The following is a 22949-nucleotide window of genomic DNA, read 5'->3' on the forward strand; positions in this document are numbered from 1 at the left end:
ATGAAGCCTCTCACGCGCCCGGCCACCCTGCCCTCCCCCCTGCGCCGCAGCGTCCTGCTGGCCGGCGCATCGGCTTGCCTTCTGGCGGCCTGCGCCGGCTGCGACCTCGCGGCCCGGTCGCCGGTGGCCATCGAAGGCATCGTCTGGCAGCCCGACAATGCCACGGTAGAACCGCGCGGCCAGTGGCAGCGGCTGGGGGCGCGTGCGCTGCTGGTGCAATGGAGTGCGGTCGATGGGCAGGCCTTTGTTCCCGGCAGTGAATTGCCGTCCGTGCCGCGCCTGCCCGACTGGCAGCGCATTGCACGAGAACCGTGGGCACAGGAAGTGATCCTCGGGCTGGCAGGCCGCTTCGATGAAGCCGCCGCCCGCGCCGACCTGCCGCAATTGATTGCCCAATCGGCCCGGCTTGCGCGCCTGTCCACGCCCCTCAAGGTCAGCGGCTGGTACTTCCCGGTGGAGATCGATCCGACCTGGAGCCAAGCCGCGCAGTTGGGCCAGTTGCTGGCGCAATTGCCGCGCCCGCTGTGGATCAGCGTCTATGACAGCGCCAATGTGGGGCCGGAAGCACTGGCCGCAGGCTTGCTGACATGGCTGCCACCGGACGTGGGCGTGTTCTTCCAGGATGGGGTCGGGGTCTATGCCCGCGAGCCGCAAGTGGCACTGCACTACGTGCAGGTGCTGTCGCAGCGGCTGGGGCCGGCGCGGGTGCGCATCATCGCCGAGGCCTTCCGTCCGCAGCCCGGGGGCGGATTTCGCAGTGCCACCGTGGAGGAACTGACTCACCAATTGCAGCACTATCGCGGTTACCGGGTCTGGCTCTTCGACGGGCCGCATTACGTGACCGAAACGCTGGTGGAGGCACTGCGCCGTCCCTGAGCTGACGGGAGTCAGCCGCAGACATCGCGCCCCGTTACATCCCGTTACGTTTGTGAAGCATCTTCCCATGGTGCATGCAGGCAGAGGCGACCATCATCACGCCTTTGCCGCATCCGGCGCGCGTTCGTGGCCGCGCCATCGCTCTTCCATGGACATCGTCTACCTGCACAGCCCCATCACCTATTCCATCGCACGGCAATTGCTGCGCGAAGGAGAAGTGCGCGCGCCGCTGGTGGTATGCGGACGCGGCATGCAATGGGAGGGTCCCCACGTCAGCGTCACCGACGACGGCATCTGGGATCCGGCACGCACGGTGGCGTTTCTGGAGCAGATGGCCGCGGCCCTGCCTGCGAGCTTGACGCCCTTGCGCCTCTTCGTACCGCATACCGGCTACCTCGTGGGCAAGCTGTTGAAGCTGGCGACGGCGGTACAGACGGTGTGCTATCTGGAAGAAGGCAACACCTCCTGCAATGCGCTGCTGGCCAGACCGACCCACAATGCCATTGTCGACGCCACCGCGCTGCTGCACATGCTGCAAGCCAAACCCATGCTGATGCAGCGCCTGGGCCTCACACCGCAAGCCGTGCTGCAGGTCAATGCGATGCCCGCCATCTGGTTCGATGCGCAGAGCCCGAAATATGGCGGCGCCTACCGGGTCTCGCCGCAAGCCTTTCCAGGTCTGCCGCAGGTGCGCACGGTCAGCCTCGCGCCGCAAAGCGGCCTGGGCCTGGCGCAGCGCCACTGGCTGTGCTTCCTCCCCAACATCATCAACATGGTGGCGCGTTGCGGCCAGCACAGTGAAGAGGCCCAGCGCAACCTGCATGGCCTGATGAGTTCACTGCGCACCATACAGGCCCTGGTGGCCAGCCAGCATGCGCGGCTGGTCATGAAATTCCATCCCGTGGATGAGGCCAACCTCAATCCCCAGTTCAAGCAGCAGTTCTACGGTTTCGGCCTCAGCTACGCCAGTTTCGCCGCCCAGCAAGCCATTGATGCTCAGCTGGAACCTGCCCTGTTCGATTTCACCCGTTTCATCGTCATCAATGAATCGGCCGCCAGCCGTTATGTCGAACTGTTCCAGGGGCTGGACTTCCTGATTTCGCTGAACCTGTTCTGACAGGGCTGCACGCAAGGCTGTCTGCGCCTTGACGCTTTCTGCACCGAGGCTGACGTTTTCTGCACCATGGGCCGGGCACGGGCCTTCTACCATGGGCGCTCCTCAACCTTCACTGGAGCGCATGCATGTCTTCTTCCCGCCTTTCCGTGGCCGCACTGGCCCTGACGTTTTCTGCACTGTCGGCACAGGCCGCTGATTTCACCGTCTCCAGCCGCGACATCAAGGACGGCCAGGCCCTCTCCAACGCGGAAGTGTTCAACGGCTTCGGCTGCAGCGGCCTGAACCGCTCGCCACAGCTGTCCTGGTCCAACGCACCGGCCGGCACCAAGAGCTTCGCCGTGACCGTCTACGACCCCGATGCCCCCACCGGCAGTGGCTGGTGGCACTGGACCGTGTTCAACCTGCCGGCCTCCACCACCGGCCTGCCGGCCGGCATCAATGCGCAAGGCCACGGCCTGCCCGCAGGTGCAGTACAAGGCCGTACCGATTTCGGCAGCAACGGTTTCGGTGGCGCCTGCCCACCGGCCGGTGACAAGCCGCACCGCTATCAATTCGTCATTTGGGCACTGAACACCGAAAAATTGCCACTGGATGCGCAAGCCAGCGGTGCTATGCTCGGCTTCTTCCTCAACGGCGCGGCCCTCGGCCAGGCCCGCTTGACCGCTACCTACGGACGCTGATCCTGCATGCAAAGTGACATCGCCATCCTGCCCTTCGCCCATGGCACGGGCCCCACGCTGACCCGCATCCGCGCCCGCCACGAACAGCAGCTGCGCCAGGTCTTCATCGGCCTGGCCAGCATCTGCCACGTACGCCAGGGCAAGAAGCGCATGCAATGGGGCCATCGCCATCTGCTGTGCGGGCAGGATGTGCTGGTGCTCATCGCGGCCGGTACCCAGGTCAATGTCGCCAACCTGCCCAAGGGCGGGGAGTATGCGGCTGACATGGTGTCCCTGCCGCAGGCAGTGATCGAGCGCTTTCGCCTGCACTATCCCGGACAGGGCGTACAGGCGCGCGAGGCCAGCGCGGTCAGCAGCGTAGCGCAGGATGCCGATATCCAGCGCGCCTGGCGTTATCTGCAGGACTGCATCCGCGAAGAAGCGGCAGTCGAACTGCAATGCCAGGCGGCCGAAGGCCTGTTGCTGGCCCTCTGCCTGCGCGGCGCCATCGGCGGCCTGCTGCGCGAGCGCGGCGACGCCATCAGCCATCACATCGAACAGCACCTGCTGATGCTGCCGCCGGAAGAACGCAGCCTGGAGCGGGTAGCCGAAGCGTTTCATTGCAGCGTCTCGACCCTGCGCCGGCGCCTGGCGCGCGAGCAGACCGGCTTCCGGGAGCTGCTCGACAAGGTGCAACTGGGGCTGGCACTCGACCAGCTGCAAGCATCCTCCTTGCCCATCGCCGACATCGCCTCGGCCTGCGGCTATGACTCGCCCTCGCGCTTTGCGATGCGCTTTCGCCAGCATTACGGGATCAGTCCCAGCGAGCTGCGGCAAACCCTGCCCTGAGGGCGCGCACGCTGGCCGCCCTTCCACCGAAACGGCGCGATGGCCTGCGTGGCTCAACAACAAGCGCCGTCATCCGGGTACGAAAGCACCGACACGCGATTGAAACTGCGTCCGACTGCCCTCCTTCGGTGCAGGACCTAGTATGTCTCCAACGGCTCGCGATGGCGGGACGCCCCCACAACAACCCAAGGAGAACTCCATGTCCAAACCGACTTTGAAATTCCTCGGCACCGCCCTCGTGGTCGCCGCCTTCAGCACCGGCGCCTTCGCGCAGAATTCGGGTGCCAGCGGTGGCGCAGCAGGTTCGGGTGCCGCCGGCTCGGGCGCAACGGGTGCCACAGGCGGCCAGATGGCGCCCAACAACAGCGCCACCGATAGCGGCAGCTCTTCCTCCAACAAGAGCATGCGCAACCACAACAAGTCGGACAAGAGCAGCAGCCAGAAGTCCCGCTCCGGCAACAACCCCAACTCCACTGACATGAAGGGCGGTCCGCTGGGGACTTCGCCCGGCGGCAATGGCGGCCCTGGCGGTGGCTCGGGTGGTGCCGGCGGCACCGGCGCAGGCGCGGGTGGTGCAGCTGGCGGCAGCGGTACCGGCGGTGCCGGAGGCGCTGGCGGTTCGGGTTCCTGATCCATGGCTGCGCACCGCGCGTGCGCAGCCCACTTTCTTTCCAAGTAGTTGATGTCTCCGTTGTTCCTGTTGTTTCCTGTTGTTTCCTGTTGTTTGATGCTTGAGCGCAGCATGGCGCAGCGTTTGCCTCCCGCCATGCCTGATTTGCCCCGTCGATGTTGACGGGGCTTTTTTATGCGCGTGGCGCGGGGTATGCATCGAGGATGAAAAAAGCGATGGACCGCAAGGTTACAATGACGCCCTCGCTCACTGCATCTGTCTCCCATGACCGACCACCTGGAAATTTTTTACCGCCTGCTCTTTGCCATGCTCATCGGCTGCGTCATCGGCATCGACCGCAACCTGCGCGGCAAACCGACCGGCATGAAAACCCTGGGCCTGGTGGCGCTGGGCGCGGCTTTGGTCACCATGGCCGCCATGGACTTCTCGCTGGAATCCGACACGCACAGCCGCGATGCGGTCAGCCGCGCCATCCAGGGCGTGATTACCGGCATCGGCTTCCTGGGTGCCGGGGTCATCATCCATGAACAGCGCAGCGAGAAGGTACGCGGCCTGACCACGGCGGCCTCGATCTGGGTCACCGCTGCAGTGGGTATCGTCTGCGGGGCCGGCTGGTGGCGCGTGGCGCTCATTGCGACGGGCCTGATCCTGGCGCTCTTCGTGGTCGGAAGGCCGCTGGAGCACTTCCTGCATCGCCAGTGGCTGCGCAAGACCGACGACGAACGCGCCGACATCAGCGCGCGCGAAGAAGACTGACGCGTGCGCCGATGAAGACGGTTTTCCTCTACCTCTGCACGGCCCTGGCCGAAATCATCGGCTGCTATCTCCCTTATCTCTGGCTCAAGCAGGACCGCAGCGCCTGGCTGCTGCTGCCGGCCGCCGCCAGCCTGGCCCTGTTCGCCTGGCTGCTGACGCTGCATGAGGCCGCTTCCGGGCGCGTCTATGCGGCCTATGGCGGGGTCTACATCGCCGTGGCCATGCTGTGGCTGTGGGCCGTGGACGGCGTGCGGCCTTCCGCCTGGGATTGTGCCGGCGTGGCCGTGGCGCTGGCGGGCATGACGCTCATTGCCTTCCAGCCCAGATAGCACGTACCGACTTCCCCGATTGCCCCGAACAAACCGAGCACAGGAGCCCGACACCGATGAAGACGCCGCCCGTGAAACGCCGCCCGCTTCTCTCTGCGACACTGAATAGCGCACTGTTGGTGTTGATGGGCCTGTCCATGCTCCTGCTGGTCCCGCTCAAGAGCAGCGCCCAGGAGGTGCGCCAGCGTCTGGGCGCGAGCGATCACGGCAGCGTTTCCTTCCTGTCGGCCAATCGCCGCACGACGTTCGGCCAGGTGTACCAGAAGACCGTCACCTTCGATGAAACCATCAGCGCCAACCTGCGCTTCCCCCGCCAGCCGCCGCCTGGCAGGCTGCCGGCGGTGGTCATCATGCATTCCAGCGCGGGGGTATCGGCGGCAGAAGAGGACTGGAGCAACTTCTTCAACGACATGGGGCTGGCCACGCTGGTGGTCGATTCCTTCACGCCGCGCCAGATCCAGCGCTCGGTCGAAGACCAGAACGTGCTCAACGTTGCAGCCTCGGCCATGGATGCGTTGAAGGCGCTCGAACTGCTGGCCACCCATCCGGCCATTGACCCGGCCCGCATCGCCGTCATCGGTTTCAGCCGTGGCGGGGGCGCCGGGCTGCATGCCAGCTTTGAACGGGTGCGCCAGGCGGCCATCGCAGACGATACCCGCTTTGCGATCCACCTCTTGTTTTATCCCAGCTGTTCCGAATTTGCGCGCACCACCGGCGCCCCGCTGCATCTCTTCATGGGCAGCGAGGATGCCTACAACTCGGTGGAAAAATGCCGCTTCAATGTTGAGCAACTCCAGCGACTGGGCGCCAAGGTCGAGCTGACCGTCTACGACGGGGCCAAGCACGGCTTCGACACCTCCATGCCCGCCAACGTCTGGGTGCCGCTGGGCACCAGCGCCCTGGACTGCCCCATCGGCTCGATGAACCTCGATACCGGCAAAGCCCTCATGCAAGACGGGCGCACCCTCCCCGCGCCGGATTTCATCAAGCTGCGCAGCGGCTGCATCCGCCGAGGATTTGCCGTCGGCGGCCATCCACGCTACCGCGAACAGTCGCGCGAGGCGGTCAAGAAGTTGCTGCAGGAACAGTTTGGCCTGTAACGGGCGGGCCAGTGCCCCATCCCGGGCCGCCTGCACTGCCACGATGCACTGCACCACGAATGCGCAGACCGCACCCGGATACATCACGCAATGATATATATCGGTGATCCGGCACGGCGCCAATGCCGTGCCGGATCTCCCCTGTCTGCCCGCAACACCGCTCCCCTGCTGCCTCCCCGCCAAAACCCTGCGGCTGGCACGGCCTTTGCTCAATGTCCGTCAGGATCAAGGACGATCCACCACTTTGATGCCGATCTAACGATGGATCTGCAATGCATACGGACAATGGCGTCCGCTTGAAACGAGGCAAGGCCTCGGATTCGAGCGGGCGCCTTTTTGTTTTTACGGGACCCCGACATGAGCAAATCCAATCGTATCGCGCTGTTCTCCCTGGGCACGCCCCAGATGCGCGCCTTCCATCTGACCTGGATGGCCTTCTTCGTCTGCTTCTTCGCCTGGTTCGCCTGCGCGCCGCTGATGCCGGTCATCAAGGGCGAATTCCACCTCACCCCCGGCCAGATCGCCAACATCAACATCGCCGCCGTGGCCGTGACCATCCTGGTGCGCCTCATCATCGGCCCCATGTGTGACCGCTTCGGTCCGCGCAAGGCCTATACCGGGCTGCTGCTGGCCGGTGCCGTGCCGGTCATCGGCGTGGCCTTCGCGCAGAGCTACGAGAGCTTCCTGTTCTTCCGCCTGCTCATCGGTGCCGTCGGCGCCAGCTTCGTCATCACCCAGTACCACACCTCGGTCATGTTCGCCCCCAACGTGGTCGGCACGGCCAATGCGGCCACGGCCGGCTGGGGCAATGCGGGCGGCGGCGTGGCACAGGGCGTGATGCCCCTGCTGATGGCCGCCATGCTGATGCTGGGCGTTTCGCAAGGCTGGGGCTGGCGCGCGGCGCTGCTGGTGCCGGGCGCGCTGATGCTGGTGATGGCCGCGCTCTACTGGCGCTTTACCCAGGACTGCCCGGAAGGCAACTACGACGAACTGCGCGCGGCCGGCGTGACCATCGAAAGCGGCAAGCGCGGCGGCTGGGCCAGCTTCCGTGCTGCCGCCGCCAACTATCGCGTGTGGATGCTCTTCATCACCTACGGTGCCTGCTTCGGCGTGGAGATCTTCATCCACAACATCGCCGCCATCTACTACGTGGACCACTTCCAGCTCTCGCTGGAATCGGCCGGCATCGCTGCGGCCAGCTTCGGCCTGCTGGCGCTGTTTGCCCGCGCCTTGGGCGGCTACATCTCGGACAAGGTGGCCCTGCGTGGCGGCCTGAACCGCCGTGCCACCCTGCTCTTCGTGATGATGCTGGGCGAAGGCCTGGGCCTGTTGTGGTTCGCCCATGCCGGCAGCGTGGTGGCTGCCGTCGTCGCCATGCTGTGCTTCGGCCTCTTCACCCACATGGCCTGTGGCGCTACCTACGCGCTGGTGCCCTTCATCGACCGCAAGGCACTCGGCGGCGTGGCCGGCATCATCGGTGCCGGTGGCAACGTCGGTGCCGTGGCTGCGGGCTTCCTGATGAAGGGCCTGGGCAACACCCAGCAGACCCTGTCGATGCTGGGCGTGCTGGTGACCATTTCGGCACTGTGCGCAGTGGCCATCCGTTTCACCGCGTCGGACAAGAGCGGCGATGCCGTCCTGGCCGACAGCAAAGTTGCAGCCTGAGGAGAGCACCCATGAACATCATCGTCATCGGCCACGGCATGGTCGGCCACAAATTCCTGGAATGCCTGGCCGAGAGCGGCGCAGGCGACCTCAAGGTCACCATCCTCTGTGAAGAACCGCGCCCGGCCTACGACCGCGTGCACCTCTCCGAATTCTTTGCCGGCAAGAGCGCGGAAGATCTCTCGCTGGTGGCGCCCGGTTTCTTTGACGCCGGCCGCAGCCCGGTGCAGTTCGATCTCAAGCTCAATGCCAAGGCCCGGCACATCGACCTGGAACGCAAGCAGGTGGTGGTCAACGTGGCCGGCGCAGAAGAGACCTTGTCCTATGACAAACTGGTGCTGGCCACCGGCTCCTATCCCTTCGTGCCGACGGTGGCAGGCAACCAGCGCAAGGATTGCTTCGTCTATCGCACCATCGAAGACCTGGAAGCGATGCTGGAATGCGGCAGCCGTTCCAAGAGCGGCGTGGTCATCGGCGGCGGCCTGCTGGGCCTGGAATGCGCCAAGGCCCTGCGCGACCTGAAGCTGGAAACCCACGTGGTCGAATTCGCGCCGCGCTTGATGGCAGTACAGGTCGACGAAAGCGGTGGCCGCATCCTGCGCCAGAAGATCGAGGAACTGGGCGTGACCGCCCATACGCAAAAGAACACGGTCGAAATCGTCGATGGCAAGCAGCACACCCATCGCATGAATTTCGAAGACGGCTCGCACCTGGAAACCGACATGATCGTCTTCTCCGCCGGCATCCGCCCGCGTGACGAACTGGCGCGCCAGGCTGGCCTGAAGGTCGGTGACCGTGGCGGCATCGTCATCGACAACAGCTGCCTCACCTCGGACGCGGCCGTCTATGCCATCGGTGAATGCGCCCTGTGGAACGGCAAGATCTTCGGCCTGGTTGCCCCCGGCTACGACATGGCCCGCACTGCGGCCAAGCACCTGCTCTCGCACCGCGATGACGCCATCGAAGTGCCCGCCTTCAACGGCGCCGACATGAGCACCAAGTTGAAGCTCATGGGCGTGGACGTGGCCAGCATCGGCGATGCGCACGGCAAGGAAGCTGGCAGCCGCTCCTACCAGTTCACCGACGAACGCAAGCAGATCTACAAGAAGATCGTGGTCTCCGAATCGGGCAAGCACCTGCTGGGCGCGGTGATGGTGGGCGATGCCGCCGAATACGGCACGCTGCTGCAGATGATGCTCAACAAGATCGAGCTGCCGGAGTCGCCGGAATTCCTGATCCTGCCGCAATCCGACGGCAAGGCCAAACCCGGCCTGGGCGTGGATGCCCTGCCGGAATCGGCACAGATCTGCTCCTGCAACAATGTCTCCAAGGGCCAGCTGTGTGCGGCGGTCGCCTCGGGTGTCACCACGATTGGCGACCTGAAGGCTTGCACCAAGGCCGGCACCGCCTGCGGCGGCTGCGTGCCGCTGGTCACGCAGGTGATGAAGGCGGAGATGAAGAAGCAGGGCCTGGCCGTCAACAACCACGTCTGTGAACACTTCCCCTACTCGCGCCAGGAAATCCACCACCTGGTGCGCGTGGGCCAGATCAGGAGTTTCGATGAACTGCTGGCCAAGCACGGCAAGGGTCTGGGCTGCGATGTCTGCAAGCCGATGGTGGCCAATGTGCTGGCCTCGCTGTGGAACGACTTCGTGCTCAAGAAGGAACACGCCGGCCTGCAGGATTCCAACGACTACTTCCTCGGCAACATCCAGAAGGATGGCACCTACTCGGTGGTGCCGCGCATGGCCGGTGGCGAAGTCACGCCCGACGGCCTGATCGCGGTCGGCCAGATCGCCAAGAAATACGGCCTCTACACCAAGATCACCGGCGGCCAGCGCGTGGACCTGTTCGGTGCCCGCGTGGACCAGCTGCCGGACATCTGGGAAGAACTGATCGCCGCCGGTTTCGAGACTGGCCACGCCTACGGCAAGTCGCTGCGCACCGTCAAATCCTGCGTCGGCTCGACCTGGTGCCGTTATGGCGTGGGCGACAGCGTGGGCTTCGCCGTGCGGCTCGAAAACCGCTACAAGGGCCTGCGTTCGCCGCACAAGATCAAGTTCGGCGTCTCCGGCTGCACCCGTGAATGCGCCGAGGCGCAAGGCAAGGACGTGGGCATCATCGCCACCGACAAGGGCTGGAACCTGTACGTCTGCGGCAATGGCGGCATGAAGCCGCGCCATGCCGAACTGATCGCCTCCGACCTGGATGAAGAAACCCTGACCCGCTACGTGGACCGCTTCCTGATGTTCTACGTGCGCACGGCAGACCGGCTGCAGCGCACCAGCACCTGGCGCGAGAACCTCGAAGGCGGACTGGATTACCTCAAGAGCGTGGTCATCGATGACAAGCTGGGCATCGCCGCCGAGCTGGAAACCGAGATGCAGCGCGTGGTCGATACTTACCAGTGCGAATGGAAGAAGGCCGTCACCGATCCGGAAACGCGCAAGCGCTTCCGCCACTTCGTCAACAGCAAGGCGGCTGACGGCAACATCAAGTTCGTCGAGGAACGCGGGCAGATCCGTCCGGCCACGGTGGCCGAGAAGAAGCTGCTCGATATTCCGGTCGTCGTCGAGACCGTGTGAACATCAGGAAAAATCAGGAGCCCGGCATGCACAGCGACCAACAAATCAAGCACTGGACCCCCGTCTGCGAACTGGCCGAGATCGTCCCCAACACGGGCGTGGCCGCGCTGATCGGTGACCAGCAGGTAGCCATCTTCCACGTGATCGACCGCAGCCAGGGCGAGCCGCAGCCGCGCGTCTTCGCCATCGGCAACTACGACCCCAACGCCCAGGCCGCGGTGCTCTCGCGCGGGCTGGTGGGCAACCTGGGTGAACGCATCGTGGTGGCCTCGCCGATCTACAAGCATCACTTTGACCTCACCACCGGGCAATGCCTGGAAGAACCTGCCAATTCGGTACCCGCCTGGCCGGCGCGCATCGATGAAGGCAAAGTCTGGATCGGTGGCTGAGATGACCACCGCCAAGCCCTCGCTGGTGGTGGTCGGCAATGGCATGGCCGGCATGCGCACGGTCGAGGAATTGTTGAAGCTCGCACCGGATCTCTACGACATCACCGTCTTCGGTGCCGAGCCGCATGGCAACTACAACCGCATCATGCTCTCGCCGGTGCTGGCCGGTGACAAGAGCATCGATGACATCATGCTCAACCCGCGCGCCTGGTATGACGAACACGGCATCACCCTGCATGCGGGCGACCCGGTGGTGCAGGTCGACCGGCGCCAACGTACCGTCCACGCGCAATCCGGCCTGGCGGTGAAATACGACCGCCTGCTGCTGGCCACCGGCTCCACGCCTTTCATCATCCCGGTGCCGGGCCATCAACTGCCGGGCGTGATCGCCTTCCGCGACATCCAGGACGTGGACACCATGCTGCAAGCCGCACGCACGCATCGCCATGCCGTGGTGATCGGGGGCGGCCTGCTCGGGCTGGAAGCGGCCAATGGCCTGATGCGCCAGGGCATGGACGTGACCGTGGTGCACGTCACGGATGCGCTGATGAACCAGCAGCTCGACAAGCCCGCTGCTGCCCTGCTCAAGAAGGCGCTGGAAGACAAGGGCCTGCGCTTCCTGCTCAATGCCCATACGGACGAGATCGTCGGTCCGGATCGCGTGAGCGCCGTGCGCTTCAAGGATGGCAGCAGCATTCCGGCCGACCTGGTGGTGATGACGGCGGGCGTGCGTCCCAACATCGCGCTGGCCAAGTCGGCCGGCCTGCATTGCGAGCGCGCCATCATCGTCGACGACACCCTGCAGACCTACGACCCGCGCATCTATGCCGTGGGCGAATGCGTGCAGCACCGCAAGGCCACCTTCGGACTGGTGGCGCCGATCTGGGACCAGGCGCGCGTGTGCGGTGCGCACCTGGCCGGTGCCGGCCATCGCCGCTATGTGCAGCAGGCCACGGCCACCAAGCTCAAGGTCACCGGTGTGGACCTGTATTCGGCAGGCGATTTCATCGGCGGTGAAGATACCGAAGACCTGGTGGTACGCGACCCGCGACGCGGCATCTACAAGCGCCTGGTATTGCGCGGCTCGCGTCTCGTCGGCGCGGTGCTGTATGGTGATGTCAAAGACGGACCGTGGTACTTCGACCTGATCCAGAGCGGCCGCGATATCAGCGCCTTCCGGCGCGAACTGCCATTCGGACAGGCCATGTGCCAGCATGCCGCCTAGCCATCACGGCGGCCACGGCAACTACGGCAATTAGTAACAGAGGATACCAATGAATCTTGCACAGACCCCGCTGGCCCTGGCCGTGGCCACCACCTCGACCACCTGCCCCTACTGCGGCGTGGGCTGCGGCGTGACGGCTTCGCTCAAGGAAGATGGCCGCATCGGCGTGCAGGGCGACGTGCAGCATCCGGCCAACTTCGGCCGCCTGTGCGTGAAAGGCTCGGCCCTCGCGGAAACGGTGGATCTGGATGGCCGCCTGCTGCATCCGCAAGTGCGCGATGCGCAAGGCGCCTTGCAACAGGTATCGTGGGATCAGGCGTTGGAGCAGGTGGCGGGCAAGTTCTCTGCCGTCATCGCCGAACATGGCCCGGATGCCGTGGCACTCTATGTCTCGGGACAATTGCTGACCGAGGACTACTACATTGCCAACAAGCTCATGAAGGGCTACATCGGCAGTGCCAACATCGATACCAATTCGCGGCTGTGCATGTCCTCGGCGGTAGCCGGCCACAAGCGCGCCTTCGGCGAAGACCTGGTACCGGTCTGCTATGAAGACCTGGAGCTGGCCGACCTGATCGTGCTGGTCGGATCCAATGCCGCGTGGTGCCATCCCATCCTCTTCCAGCGCATCGCCAAGCTCAAGGAAACCCGCCCTGCCCTGCGCCTGATCGTGATCGATCCGCGCCGCACTGTGACCTGCGAACTGGCGGACTTGCACCTGCCGGTCAAGGCGGGCACGGATGTGTGGCTCTTCAACGGCTTGATGAGCTACCTCGCCCATCGCGGCCTGCGGGACAACGCCTTCATCGCCGCGCACACCAAGGGCTTCGACGAGGCGCTGGCAGTAGCCGATGCCGAGTGCGCCGATCCCGCCACGGTAGCGCGCATCTGCAAGGTGGATCTGCAGGACCTGCTGACCTTCTACGAAGCCTTTGCCGAGACGGAGAAGGTCGTCACCGGTTTTTCCATGGGCGTGAATCAATCCTCGGCCGGTACCGACAAGGTCAACAGCATCATCAACTGCCATCTGGCCACCGGCCGCATCGGCAAGCCCGGCATGGGCCCCTTCTCCATCACCGGCCAGCCCAATGCCATGGGCGGGCGCGAGGTCGGCGGGCTGGCCAACATGCTGGCCGCGCACATGGACCTGGACCAGCCACTGCATCGCGAGATCGTGCAGGACTTCTGGCAATCGCCGCGCATCGCGGACAAGCCGGGCCTCAAGGCCGTGGACATGTTCCGCGCCATCGAGGAAGGCCGCATCAAGGCGGTGTGGATCATGGCCACCAATCCGCTGGTGAGCCTGCCCGATGCAGACCTGGTGCAGCGGGCACTGCAGAAGTGCGAGCTGGTGGTGTCTTCCGACGTCATCACGCACACCGATACCAATGCGCTGGCCCACGTGCTGCTGCCGGCGCTGGCCTGGGGCGAGAAGGATGGGACGGTTACCAATTCCGAGCGCCGCATTTCGCGGCAGCGGGCTTTCCTCTCGGCACCGGGCGAGGCACGCGGGGATTGGCAGATCATCTGCGAGGTCGCGCAGCGCATGGGCTTTGCGGGATTTGATTTTGCGGGTCCGCATGCGATCTTTGAGGAACACGCGCGCCTCTCCGCGCATCGCAATGGCGAGGCCGGTGCAGGAGGTGAACACCACGCACGCCGCGTCTTCAATCTCTCCGGCCTGACCGGAATGGACAAGGCCGCGTATGACGCAATGGCACCGATCCAGTGGCCGGTGCAGCGCTTGTCCGATGGCAGCGTCAGCGGCACGGCACGCGTTCTGGAAGATCATCGTTTCAGCCACGCCGATGGGCGTGCGCGATTTGTACCGACCGCGCCGCGCGCTGCGGGCCATGCCGTTTGCGAGGACTACCCGCTGATCCTCAACACCGGCCGCGTGCGCGATCACTGGCACACCATGACGCGCACCGGCAAGTCGGCCACACTGGCCAGCCATATTCCGGAATCCTTCATCGACCTGCACCCGCAGGATGCGCTGCTGTATGGCGTGCGCGAAGGCGGCCTGGCCCGCATCAGCAGCCGCTGGGGCGCGATAGTGGCGCGCGTGCAGCATGGTGGCGGCATCCCGCGCGGCAATGTGTTCGTGCCGATTCACTGGAACGGGCAATCCGCTTCCGACGCGCGCGTGGGGGCAGTGGTCAATCCGGTGGTCGATCCGGTCTCGGGCGAACCGGAGTTCAAGCACACGCCGGTGGCGATCGAAGAATTCCGCGTGGGCTGGCATGGCTTCATCCTTACGCGCCATGCGCTGGAGCTGGACGACATCACCCACTGGACACGCGTGCAGGGCCGCGAGTTTGTGCGTTATGAACTGGCCGGCCGCAATCACATCAGCGACCACACCGCATGGGCAAGGACGCTCTTGGGCGTGCAGGCCGATGATGCGGACTGGCTGGAGTATGAAGACCTGAGCGATGGCAGCTATCGCGCGGTGCACGTGGTCGATGATCGCATCGACATGTGCCTGTTCATGTCGGCGCGCCCTGACCTGCCCTCGCGCTCGTGGCTGGCGGGATTGTTTGCCAAGGAGAAGCTGGAGGAAGCCGACCGCGTGGGCCTGCTCGTCGGTCAGCCGATTGAGAAAGGTGCTGATGCAGGGCCGACGGTGTGTTCGTGTTTTGGTGTGGGGCGCAACACCATCTGCAATGCGATCCGTGCGCAGGGATTGACGGAGGTCAGCCAGGTGACGGCGTGTGTGAAGGCGGGCGGCAATTGTGGATCGTGCGTGCCGGAGATCAAGAAGCTGATGGTGGAGATCCGGGTGCAGGGCGAGGCTGAAGCACGGGAGCGGGAGACGGCGGTTTGAGGTCTTCCTGGAGGAATTTGCAATCCTTGTTGACCATTTGAAAGAGATGCTGCTATTATCTCGCTTCTCGGAGTGTAGCGCAGCCCGGTAGCGCACCTGGTTTGGGACCAGGGGGTCCAAGGTTCGAATCCTTGTACTCCGACCACTCATCAAAAACGGGCTGTCTGTGACAGCCCGTTTTCTTTTTCTGGATCGTTGGCGGTAGCGCATCGGCGCAGCATCACCGCCAGCCACGCCGAACTGCCCTTAGCTCAACTGGATAGAGCAATGGCCTTCTAAGCCATAGGTCGGGGGTTCGAGTCCCTCAGGGCAGGCCAGTCTTGCTTCTTTTTCTTGCCTTCTTCAAAACAGCTTTCTTGATGCGCTCCGATGGCAGGGCTCGCATCTTCAGCCACTCTCCGTTTTCCTTCCTTCCCTTCGAATTCGTCAGCACAAACGTTCTTTGATCCAGCGCAAACCGGCAGTAGCAAATTCATCACTTCCAAGCCGTGACCACCAGAAACGCGGCATTTGAAGGCTCTATTCCAGCAAATGCGCATGGCCCCGCTCGCTTACCATCGAATGAAGATCGACAGCACGAGGATGCCCGGATGACGTTCGTGAAAAAACTGTACGCAATGGCGGCCATCGCGATTGCTGGCGTCTTGCTGCTGGCCGGCATCGAGACCTACCATATCGAACGGGTCGATTCTGCAGCCAGCTACGCCAGTGCCAATACGGTTCCAAGCATTTTGGAACTGGACAGCGTCATCGAGGCGGTTTACTCCAAACGGATTGTCATCTGGAAATACCTGGCCAACCCCAATCCCGCCCATCGCCAGGAAGCCGAGAAAATTCTCACCGAATCCTCCGCCAACATTGCCAAGGCCCTGGACACCTACGAAAAAGAGGATGTCTCCGACGCCACCGACGCCGCCATGCTGAAGGACCTTCGGCAGCATATCGCCACCTATGACGCCGCTCTCACCAAAGTGATGACGCTGGCCCAGACCGATCCCGCAGCGGCGCGCCATGCCATGGTGGCCGATCAGGCGATCGTCGAAGCGATGATGTCGGCGCTGACCAAACAAAAACAATACAACCAGACGCTGGGCAAGGCCGCTGCACAGAGCGCCACGAGCACCAAGAACCAGGCGACCATCACCGCCCTCACGATCTGCGTACTCATCGCGCTGCTGGTCGGATTGATACTGTATTTCCTGCTGTCGCGGCCAGCCAATCATTCCGGAAGAAGATAGGAACAACCGGGGGAGACACCCGGCTTTCTGCGTAACACCTGCACACATCAACAACAAGGGGAAAAAAATGAAAACAGTCCTTTACGTATCAGCCTCGGCACTCATCCTGGCTGGCTGCGCCTCCAGCACGCCACCAGACCTGCCCTACGCCGGCCCCGGCAACGGCATGGTCTGCAAATCAACCACAGGCAAAGAAATCGCCGCCCTCTTCGACCGCTGGAATGCGTCACTGCAAACACTCGATCCCGAAGCCGTCGCCGAAAACTACGCACCGCGCTCCCTGCTCTTGCCCACCGTGTCCAACAAGCCCCGGTTTACCAACGAAGAGCGCATCGATTATTTCGAACACTTCCTCCACAACAAGCCCGTCGGCAAGATCGACCAGCGCTGGCTCTGGATAGGCTGCAACACCGCCATCGATGCCGGCCTCTACAGCTTCACCTTCGGTACTACCGGCCAGGTCGTGCATGCCCGTTACAGCTTTACCTATGAATGGAATGGCAGGGAATGGCTGATTACCAGCCATCACTCGTCAGGCATGCCGGAGAAGTGAGAACGCTGCGATTCAGGACGGTATTACCGTCGCATTGAAGAAAAAGAAAAACGAAAAAAGAGGGACGCCGCCAAGCGTCCCTCTTGTTCTCAAGCCTGCACCCGCCCGCCCACCAGCAGCAGATCGGCAGCCCGCTCCGGGATCGTCTCCCCGGACACCAGGTCAATGGCCAGCTCCCGTTCACGATCCAGCTTGAAGACCTGCACCGCGCCCGCCAGCTGCACCGCCTGCTCCTGCAGCGATTGCGAGGCCGCAGCCGCCTGCTCCACCAGCGCCGCATTCTGTTGCGTGACGTCATCCATGGCGCCGATGGCCTGGTTAATCTGCTCCAAGCCCTGGCTCTATTCAGTGCTGGCTTCACTGATCTCGCTGACGATGTCGGTGACCCGTCCCACGCTCTGCACCACTTGCGCCATCGTGCTGCCCGCCTCGGTGACCAGGCGGCCACCGGCACTGATCTTGTCGACCGAATCCTGGATCAGTTCCTTGATCTCCTTGGCCGCCGTGGCCGACCGCTGGGCCAGCGAACGCACCTCCGAAGCGACCACCGCAAAGCCGCGCCCCTGCTCGCCTGCACGGGCCGCCTCCACCGCCGCATTCAAGGCCAGGATATTGGTCTGGAACGCGATGCCGTCGATCACGCTGATGATGTCCACGATCTTCAGCGAGGAGGCATTGATGGCCTCCATGGTCAGCACCACTTCATCGACCACCTTGCCACCCTGGGCCGCCACGGCCGAGGCCGAGACCGCCAGTTCGCTGGCCTGGCGCGCGTTCTCCGCATTCTGGCGCACGGTGGCGGTCAGTTGTTCCATGGCGGTGGCCGTCTCTTCGAGCGAGCCCGCCTGCGATTCGGTGCGGGATGACAGGTCCAGATTGCCGGTGGCGATTTCACGTGCGGCCACCTGAATCGTGCCGGTGCTGTCGCCCACACCGCCCATGATCTTGCGCAGGCTGTCGTTCATGCGACCCAGTGCTTGCATCAGGTGACCGATTTCGTCACGCGCGGCGTGCTCGATCTTGCTGGTCAGGTCGTAGCGGGAGATGGCATCGGCCACGTGCGTGGCGTGCCGCAGGGACGATACGATCAGACGCACCAGCAGCAGGCTCAAGCCCACCACCAGCGCGCCGATCAGAAGGCTCACGACGACGGTGATGACGATGGACGACTCCAGGATGGAAGCGGCATTCTCCATGCCCTGGCGGCCCAGTTGGGCGTTGTACTGCTTGTGCTCGATCAGGGCTTTCATCAACCGGTTGCCGGCGGGCACCAGCAGCTCTTCCCTCGCCCGCTGCAGGTCGGACGGCTGCCCGGTCTCGACCAGGGCCAGGGTCTGGTGCCGTGCCTTCTCATAATCGGCAAAGGCCGCACGGTCCTGCTCCAGCATCTTTGCGTCTGTCGCGTCGGAGATGCATTCTTTTTCGAACCTGAGGAAGGCGGCCTGCACCTTTTCATGCGACGCCGCAAGGGCAGGAAAGACCTTGTCACGGGTCGCGGGCTCGATGAAGTAGCGCGCCACGTTCAGACGTATGGCGTACACCGCCTCGATCGCTTCATCCAGCGCGAGGATGCTGGGCACCGTATTGTGCGTCGAATAGCCGGCGGCTGCCGACACCCGGTGGCTCTGGTAAATGCTCAACGCCGCCAGGGCGCACAGGCCCAGGATGACGGCGAGGATGAGAAGGTACAGCTTCTTGGCAATGGTCATGTTCGGCTCTCCTTGGCGCATGAGTGGGTCACTGCAGAATGCTTGCCCGACCGGGCTGCAGGAACCTTAGCCCAACTGAGGATCACCAACGCTCACATCTCATGACCACTGCTGACCGTCGGCAGAAGACGGGCGTCAAGCACAGACGCTTGCGCTGACAAAGCCTGACGCGGCACAGGGCTGCGCTCTTTGTGCTACCATCTATCTATTCAATTATCTATTCATTCATTATGGCAAACGCTGCTGCTGAGCTTGGAGATCGCGCCCGCGTCCATCTGAGGCGAGGGGTGCGAACAGCCCGTGAATTGATGACTGAGCTTGGTGTCAGTCAACCCACCTTGTCGAGAGCCCTGCGGACATTGGGTGGTGATTTGCTTCCATTTGGCGCTGCCCGATCTATTCAATATGCATTGCGCGATACTACGCGCCAAGATTTGGAAGCCTCTGTCCATCAGGTATCGGCCGGTGGACAGCTGCGAGAGCTCGGTACGCTCATTCCAGTACACCCCGAAGGTTTCGTGATGGTGCCATTGAACGGGGTGAATTTGCATACCGATGGCCTGCCATGGTGGCTCTTTGACATGCGACCGCAGGGCTACTTGGGACGTGCCTATAACTTGCAACATGGGGCTCAGCTCGGCCTGCCTGCGCGATTGACCGACTGGAACGACAGCCATGTCATGCGCGCTTTGCTGCTGCAAGGTGAAGACCTGCCGGGCAATCTTTTGCTGGGTGAGGCTGCGCGCGACCATTTCGTCAACGCCCCGGATCCGCAACCCGTCTCGCAGCAGGGGAAGGCGCAGACCTATGCTGAATTGGCCGCCGCTGCAGCGCGTGGTGAGCATTACGGTTCGTCGGCTGGCGGGGAACAACCCAAGTTCACGACCTACGCCGAGTGTGATGCTGGTCCTGCGCATGTCATTGTCAAGTTCACGGCACTTACCGAGACACTGATCAGCGAGCGCTGGCGAGATTTGCTTCTGGCGGAGCATCTTGCCCTGGAAGTCTTGCACGATCATGGGATCGCTGCGGCGCGTTCGGCTGTGCTTGATCACGGAACTCAACGCTTTTTGGAAGTGCGCCGGTTCGATCGAGTGGGGCCTTTTGGCCGTCGGGCACTGTTCTCACTGCAAGCACTGGATGCTGAGTTCGTCGGCAGCGCAGGTAGCTGGCCTCAGGTAGTACGTGCGCTGGCTCGGGAAGGCGTCGTAGAACACCAAGCGGTCGCACAAACGGAAGTGCTCTGGGCGTTCGGAACGCTGATCGCGAACACCGACATGCATGGAGGGAATTTGTCGTTCATGGCCGAGCACGGGCTTCCTTATCAAATTGCCCCGGCGTACGACATGACCTGCATGGCCTTTGCGCCGACCTCGGGAGGTGGTTTGCCCGTGCGCGAACTCACCTTGAACATCAACAATGATGTCTCGAACGCAGCGTGGCAAACGGCGTTGCCAATGGCGAGGGACTTTGTTGACAGAATGCGAAATTCCGATGCCTTCAGTGCTGGCTTCTCAGATTGTCTGGCCAAGTTGGTGTCTCGCATTGACGTGGCTGGATCCCGCATTGCACGGCTGGATGATTTCGCGTCCTAGGGCCTGATCACATTCAATCTGCGAGATGCGTTGGAGAATAGTGTGCATCCTGATTCTCCAGGATGCCATCATCAGATTTGGTCTTCGGTCGACCCCATTTCTCTTTTCATTTGCCTGATCAGCGAGGCAACGCCAGCAACTCGCCAGGTAACGACTTGCTCGCACGACTACGGTCCGCTCCAGATTCTCCAAGCATCTGCACCTCATGCGACAGCTTGAACACCGCCACGGCCGCCGACAAACCCGCTGCCTGCTCCCGCATCGACTGCGAGGCCGCAGCCGCCTGCTCCACCAGCGCCGCATTCTGCTGCGTGGCCTGATCCATCAGGCCGATGGCCTGGTTGACCTGCACGATGCCATCACTCTGCTCGGCGCTGGCAGCCGTGATGTCGGCGACGATGTCGCTCACGCGGCGCACACTCCGAACCACCTGCTCCATGGTCTCGCCCGCATGCGCTACCAGGCGGCTGCCGCTCTCCACCTTGCCGACCGAGTCATCGATCAGTTCCTTGATCTCGCGCGCCGCCGCAGCCGAGCGCTGGGCCAGTGAACGCACCTCCGAAGCGACCACCGCAAAGCCGCGTCCCTGCTCGCCCGCCCGCGCCGCTTCGACGGCCGCATTCAAGGCCAGGATGTTGGTCTGGAAAGCGATGCCGTCGATCACGCTGATGATGTCCACGATCTTCAGCGACGACGCATTGATCTCTTCCATTGTCCGCACCACCTGCTGCACCGCCTGCCCACCCTCGGTGGCGACGCTGGAGGCGGAGGTCGCCAGCACATTGGCCTGCTGGGCGTTGTCCGCATTCTGGCGCACGGTGGCGGTCAGTTGCTCCATCGCCGAGGCGGTCTCTTCGATGGAGCCGGCCTGGGATTCGGTACGGGCCGACAAGTCCAGGTTGCCGGCGGCGATCTCGGCCGTCGCCGTGGCGATGGTGCCGGCACTGCTGCGCACATCGCTCACGATGCGCACCAGGCTGTCGGTCATCTGCTGGATGGCCTGCATCAACTGCCCCACTTCATCATTGGCGCGGCGGCGGATGCGCTTGCTCAGGTCGCCCGTGGCAATGGCGCGGGCCGTCATGATGGCCTCACCCAGTGACGTGGAAATGGTGCGCGAAATCAGCAGGCTGACCACGGCCACCACCGCGCACACCGCCAGGCTCATCAGCACCGCCTGGAGGACCGCCGAGCGCAGGCTGGCCTGGGCCGTCTGCACACCTTGCTGGCCGAGCTGGGCGTTGTACTGGCGATGCGCAGCCAGGGCGCCGATGAGCTTGTCGCCGGGCGGGACCACCTGGTGTTCGACGGCGAGCAGGGCCTCCTCGGTCTTGCCTGCGGCCCCCAGGGCGACGACGGCCTGGCGGCTTTTCTCATAATCGGCGAAGGCATCACGGTCGGCCTGCAGCAACTGGCGGTCGGTCGCGTCGGAGAGATCTTCCTTCTCGTAACGGTCGAACGCGGCGATGACCTTGTCGCGGTTCGTGTTCATGGACTTTTCCAGCTTGGCGCGCACGGCCGGATCGGTCGCCGCCGCATAGCGCCAGATGCCCACGCGGATGCGGAAGATGGCCTCGCCCGCCTCGCCCAGCGTCAGCAGGCTGGGCACGGTGTTGACCGCAGAATAGCTGGCGGCATCGGCGATACGGTTGCTGTGATAGACGCTCAGGCCAGTAAGGCTGGCCAAGCCGAGGACGACGGCAAGCAGGAGCAGACGGAGTTTGTTGGCAATGGTCATGGTCAGGAGTCGTGCGCTCGCGAAGATGATGTGGCGCGGCGAGGCGGAGGACTGAAGTGAAGAAGTGCCAAAATTATAAGTCTGCAAAAAATGATCAAACTTCACATCTGGCCGCTTCTTGATGCGGATCATCTTTGCGTCATTGCGACAGGAACTGGATCAAGTCTTCATCAAAACTAAGTTGCCAGCACCGTGCAAGCCCGTCTCAGGCGGCGCTGGAAAGAAAAATACTTAGGAAGGAGAACGGGAGGAGGAGTCTGGCGCGCTCGTGGAATCGCATGCAACGAGAATCCGCATGCGTTATCCGGGAGCAATCCAAGGCGGCGAGAGCGCTGAAAAACTAAGTTTCCTGATCACGCCAGCCAGGACGCATCAGGAAAGCCAGCGGAGGCACGCCTGCGCTCCGCTGATCCGGGAGGAAACAATTTACTGCTGCGCGGCCTGCTTGTAGATATCCGGACGCGAGATATGCCAGACGAAGTCACCGCGATTGATGGCCTCGAAACCGCAGCTGGCATACAGCCACGGTGCGGTGGACGTGGTCAGCATGACGCGGCGCAGTTTCTGCAGCGTGGGATGCTGGTTGACCGATTCGATCATCCAGCGGCCCAGGCCCTGGCCGCGCAGGTCGCCGACCACGAAGACGTCGCACAGGTAGCCGAAGGTGGCGTGGTCGGTCACCACGCGGGCAAAGCCGATCTGCTGCTTGCCGCGATAGAGGCCAAAGCAGAGGCTGTTGGCCAGCGCCGTGCGCACGGTGTTGAGGTCGATACCGGGCGACCAGCTCGAATGGGTCAGTACGTCGTGGATGAGGGGGATGTCCAGCCGGTCGGGATCGGTGTCGATGAGAAAATCATCGCGCCGCCAGATCAGGTGATGGCTCATGGTCGTTCCTTGCTTGATGGCTTGTTGTCGTAAAAAGTTTGCCTTGGTACTTGCTGCAGGCCTGCGGCCCTGCGCGAATGCTGAGAAAACAGTTTAGAACGTTTCTCCTCCCCCGTCGCAAAGCGTGGCAACCCATCGTGGCGGGCCGCTGCGATGCGGGTGAAGCTAATGAATGATTGATCTGCACAATGGATGAGCACCGTGCGATTCATCAATTCCGTAG

At 63.3% G+C, this 22949-nt stretch carries 18 protein-coding genes, 2 tRNA genes and 1 pseudogene; 18 read left to right on the forward strand and 3 right to left on the reverse strand.

Annotated elements, in window-relative coordinates; genetic code table 11:
• The 17 genes from ACLRDN_RS15365 (at position 1) to ACLRDN_RS15445 (ending at position 16799) form a co-directional block, all read left to right on the forward strand.
• Positions 1-876, forward strand: a complete 876-nt coding sequence (locus tag ACLRDN_RS15365) for a hypothetical protein (protein WP_413457000.1) — start codon at positions 1-3, stop codon at positions 874-876.
• A 67-nt stretch (positions 877-943) separates the two neighbouring features.
• The gene (locus tag ACLRDN_RS15370) at positions 944-1993 is read left to right on the forward strand and encodes a hypothetical protein (protein ID WP_413457001.1); all 1050 of its coding nucleotides are present in this window, start codon (positions 944-946) and stop codon (positions 1991-1993) included.
• A 125-nt stretch (positions 1994-2118) separates the two neighbouring features.
• Positions 2119-2673, forward strand: coding sequence for a YbhB/YbcL family Raf kinase inhibitor-like protein (locus ACLRDN_RS15375; RefSeq protein WP_413457002.1), 555 nt, complete (start codon positions 2119-2121; stop codon positions 2671-2673).
• Between the two features lie 6 nt (positions 2674-2679).
• On the forward strand, positions 2680-3501 hold the full coding sequence (locus ACLRDN_RS15380) for a helix-turn-helix transcriptional regulator (RefSeq protein ID WP_413457003.1): 822 nt from the start codon (positions 2680-2682) through the stop codon (positions 3499-3501).
• Between the two features lie 199 nt (positions 3502-3700).
• Positions 3701-4132, forward strand: a complete 432-nt coding sequence (locus tag ACLRDN_RS15385; RefSeq protein WP_413457004.1) for a hypothetical protein — start codon at positions 3701-3703, stop codon at positions 4130-4132.
• Positions 4133-4396: 264 nt separating this feature from the next.
• Positions 4397-4888, forward strand: a complete 492-nt coding sequence (locus ACLRDN_RS15390) for an MgtC/SapB family protein (RefSeq protein WP_413457005.1) — start codon at positions 4397-4399, stop codon at positions 4886-4888.
• Between the two features lie 11 nt (positions 4889-4899).
• Positions 4900-5217, forward strand: a complete 318-nt coding sequence (locus ACLRDN_RS15395; RefSeq protein ID WP_413457006.1) for a YnfA family protein — start codon at positions 4900-4902, stop codon at positions 5215-5217.
• Between the two features lie 137 nt (positions 5218-5354).
• Positions 5355-6317 carry a dienelactone hydrolase family protein gene (locus tag ACLRDN_RS15400; protein WP_413457007.1) on the forward strand — a complete coding sequence of 321 codons (963 nt, stop codon included), beginning with the start codon at positions 5355-5357 and terminating at the stop codon, positions 6315-6317.
• 357 nt (positions 6318-6674) lie between these two features.
• Positions 6675-7982, forward strand: a complete 1308-nt coding sequence (locus tag ACLRDN_RS15405) for an MFS transporter (protein ID WP_413457008.1) — start codon at positions 6675-6677, stop codon at positions 7980-7982.
• A gap of 11 nt (positions 7983-7993) precedes the next feature.
• A complete protein-coding gene (nirB, locus tag ACLRDN_RS15410) occupies positions 7994-10567 on the forward strand; it encodes a nitrite reductase large subunit NirB (protein WP_209566856.1) in 2574 nt (857 codons plus the stop codon).
• 26 nt (positions 10568-10593) lie between these two features.
• Positions 10594-10956 (forward strand): nitrite reductase small subunit NirD, encoded by a 363-nt coding sequence (gene nirD / locus ACLRDN_RS15415; RefSeq protein WP_034337836.1) that lies wholly within the window; start codon positions 10594-10596, stop codon positions 10954-10956.
• 1 nt (position 10957) lies between these two features.
• Positions 10958-12181, forward strand: coding sequence for an NAD(P)/FAD-dependent oxidoreductase (locus tag ACLRDN_RS15420; protein WP_413457009.1), 1224 nt, complete (start codon positions 10958-10960; stop codon positions 12179-12181).
• 49 nt (positions 12182-12230) lie between these two features.
• The gene (locus tag ACLRDN_RS15425; RefSeq protein WP_413457010.1) at positions 12231-15008 is read left to right on the forward strand and encodes a molybdopterin-dependent oxidoreductase; all 2778 of its coding nucleotides are present in this window, start codon (positions 12231-12233) and stop codon (positions 15006-15008) included.
• Between the two features lie 68 nt (positions 15009-15076).
• Positions 15077-15153, forward strand: a tRNA-Pro gene (locus ACLRDN_RS15430).
• A 95-nt stretch (positions 15154-15248) separates the two neighbouring features.
• Positions 15249-15325, forward strand: a tRNA-Arg gene (locus tag ACLRDN_RS15435).
• A 273-nt stretch (positions 15326-15598) separates the two neighbouring features.
• A complete protein-coding gene (locus ACLRDN_RS15440; RefSeq protein ID WP_413457011.1) occupies positions 15599-16246 on the forward strand; it encodes an MCP four helix bundle domain-containing protein in 648 nt (215 codons plus the stop codon).
• Positions 16247-16313: 67 nt separating this feature from the next.
• The gene (locus tag ACLRDN_RS15445; protein WP_413457012.1) at positions 16314-16799 is read left to right on the forward strand and encodes an SgcJ/EcaC family oxidoreductase; all 486 of its coding nucleotides are present in this window, start codon (positions 16314-16316) and stop codon (positions 16797-16799) included.
• A gap of 89 nt (positions 16800-16888) precedes the next feature.
• Here ACLRDN_RS15445 and ACLRDN_RS15450 read toward each other — a convergent pair.
• A pseudogene (locus ACLRDN_RS15450) lies at positions 16889-18508 on the reverse strand (methyl-accepting chemotaxis protein).
• Positions 18509-18738: 230 nt separating this feature from the next.
• On the opposite strand from ACLRDN_RS15450, the gene yjjJ reads away from it, so the two are divergent.
• The gene (gene yjjJ, locus ACLRDN_RS15455; protein ID WP_413457013.1) at positions 18739-20103 is read left to right on the forward strand and encodes a type II toxin-antitoxin system HipA family toxin YjjJ; all 1365 of its coding nucleotides are present in this window, start codon (positions 18739-18741) and stop codon (positions 20101-20103) included.
• Positions 20104-20221: 118 nt separating this feature from the next.
• Here the strand turns inward: yjjJ and ACLRDN_RS15460 are convergent, their stop codons facing one another.
• Positions 20222-21841 carry a methyl-accepting chemotaxis protein gene (locus ACLRDN_RS15460; RefSeq protein WP_413457014.1) on the reverse strand — a complete coding sequence of 540 codons (1620 nt, stop codon included), beginning with the start codon at positions 21839-21841 and terminating at the stop codon, positions 20222-20224.
• A 426-nt stretch (positions 21842-22267) separates the two neighbouring features.
• Entirely contained in the window at positions 22268-22726 is a 459-nt protein-coding gene (locus ACLRDN_RS15465) for a GNAT family N-acetyltransferase (RefSeq protein ID WP_413457015.1), read from the reverse strand.
• Positions 22727-22949 lie beyond the last annotated feature (223 nt).

The sequence above is a fragment of the Herbaspirillum huttiense genome, assembly GCF_047300815.1.
GTDB classification, from domain to species: Bacteria; Pseudomonadota; Gammaproteobacteria; order Burkholderiales; family Burkholderiaceae_D; genus Herbaspirillum; species Herbaspirillum huttiense_A.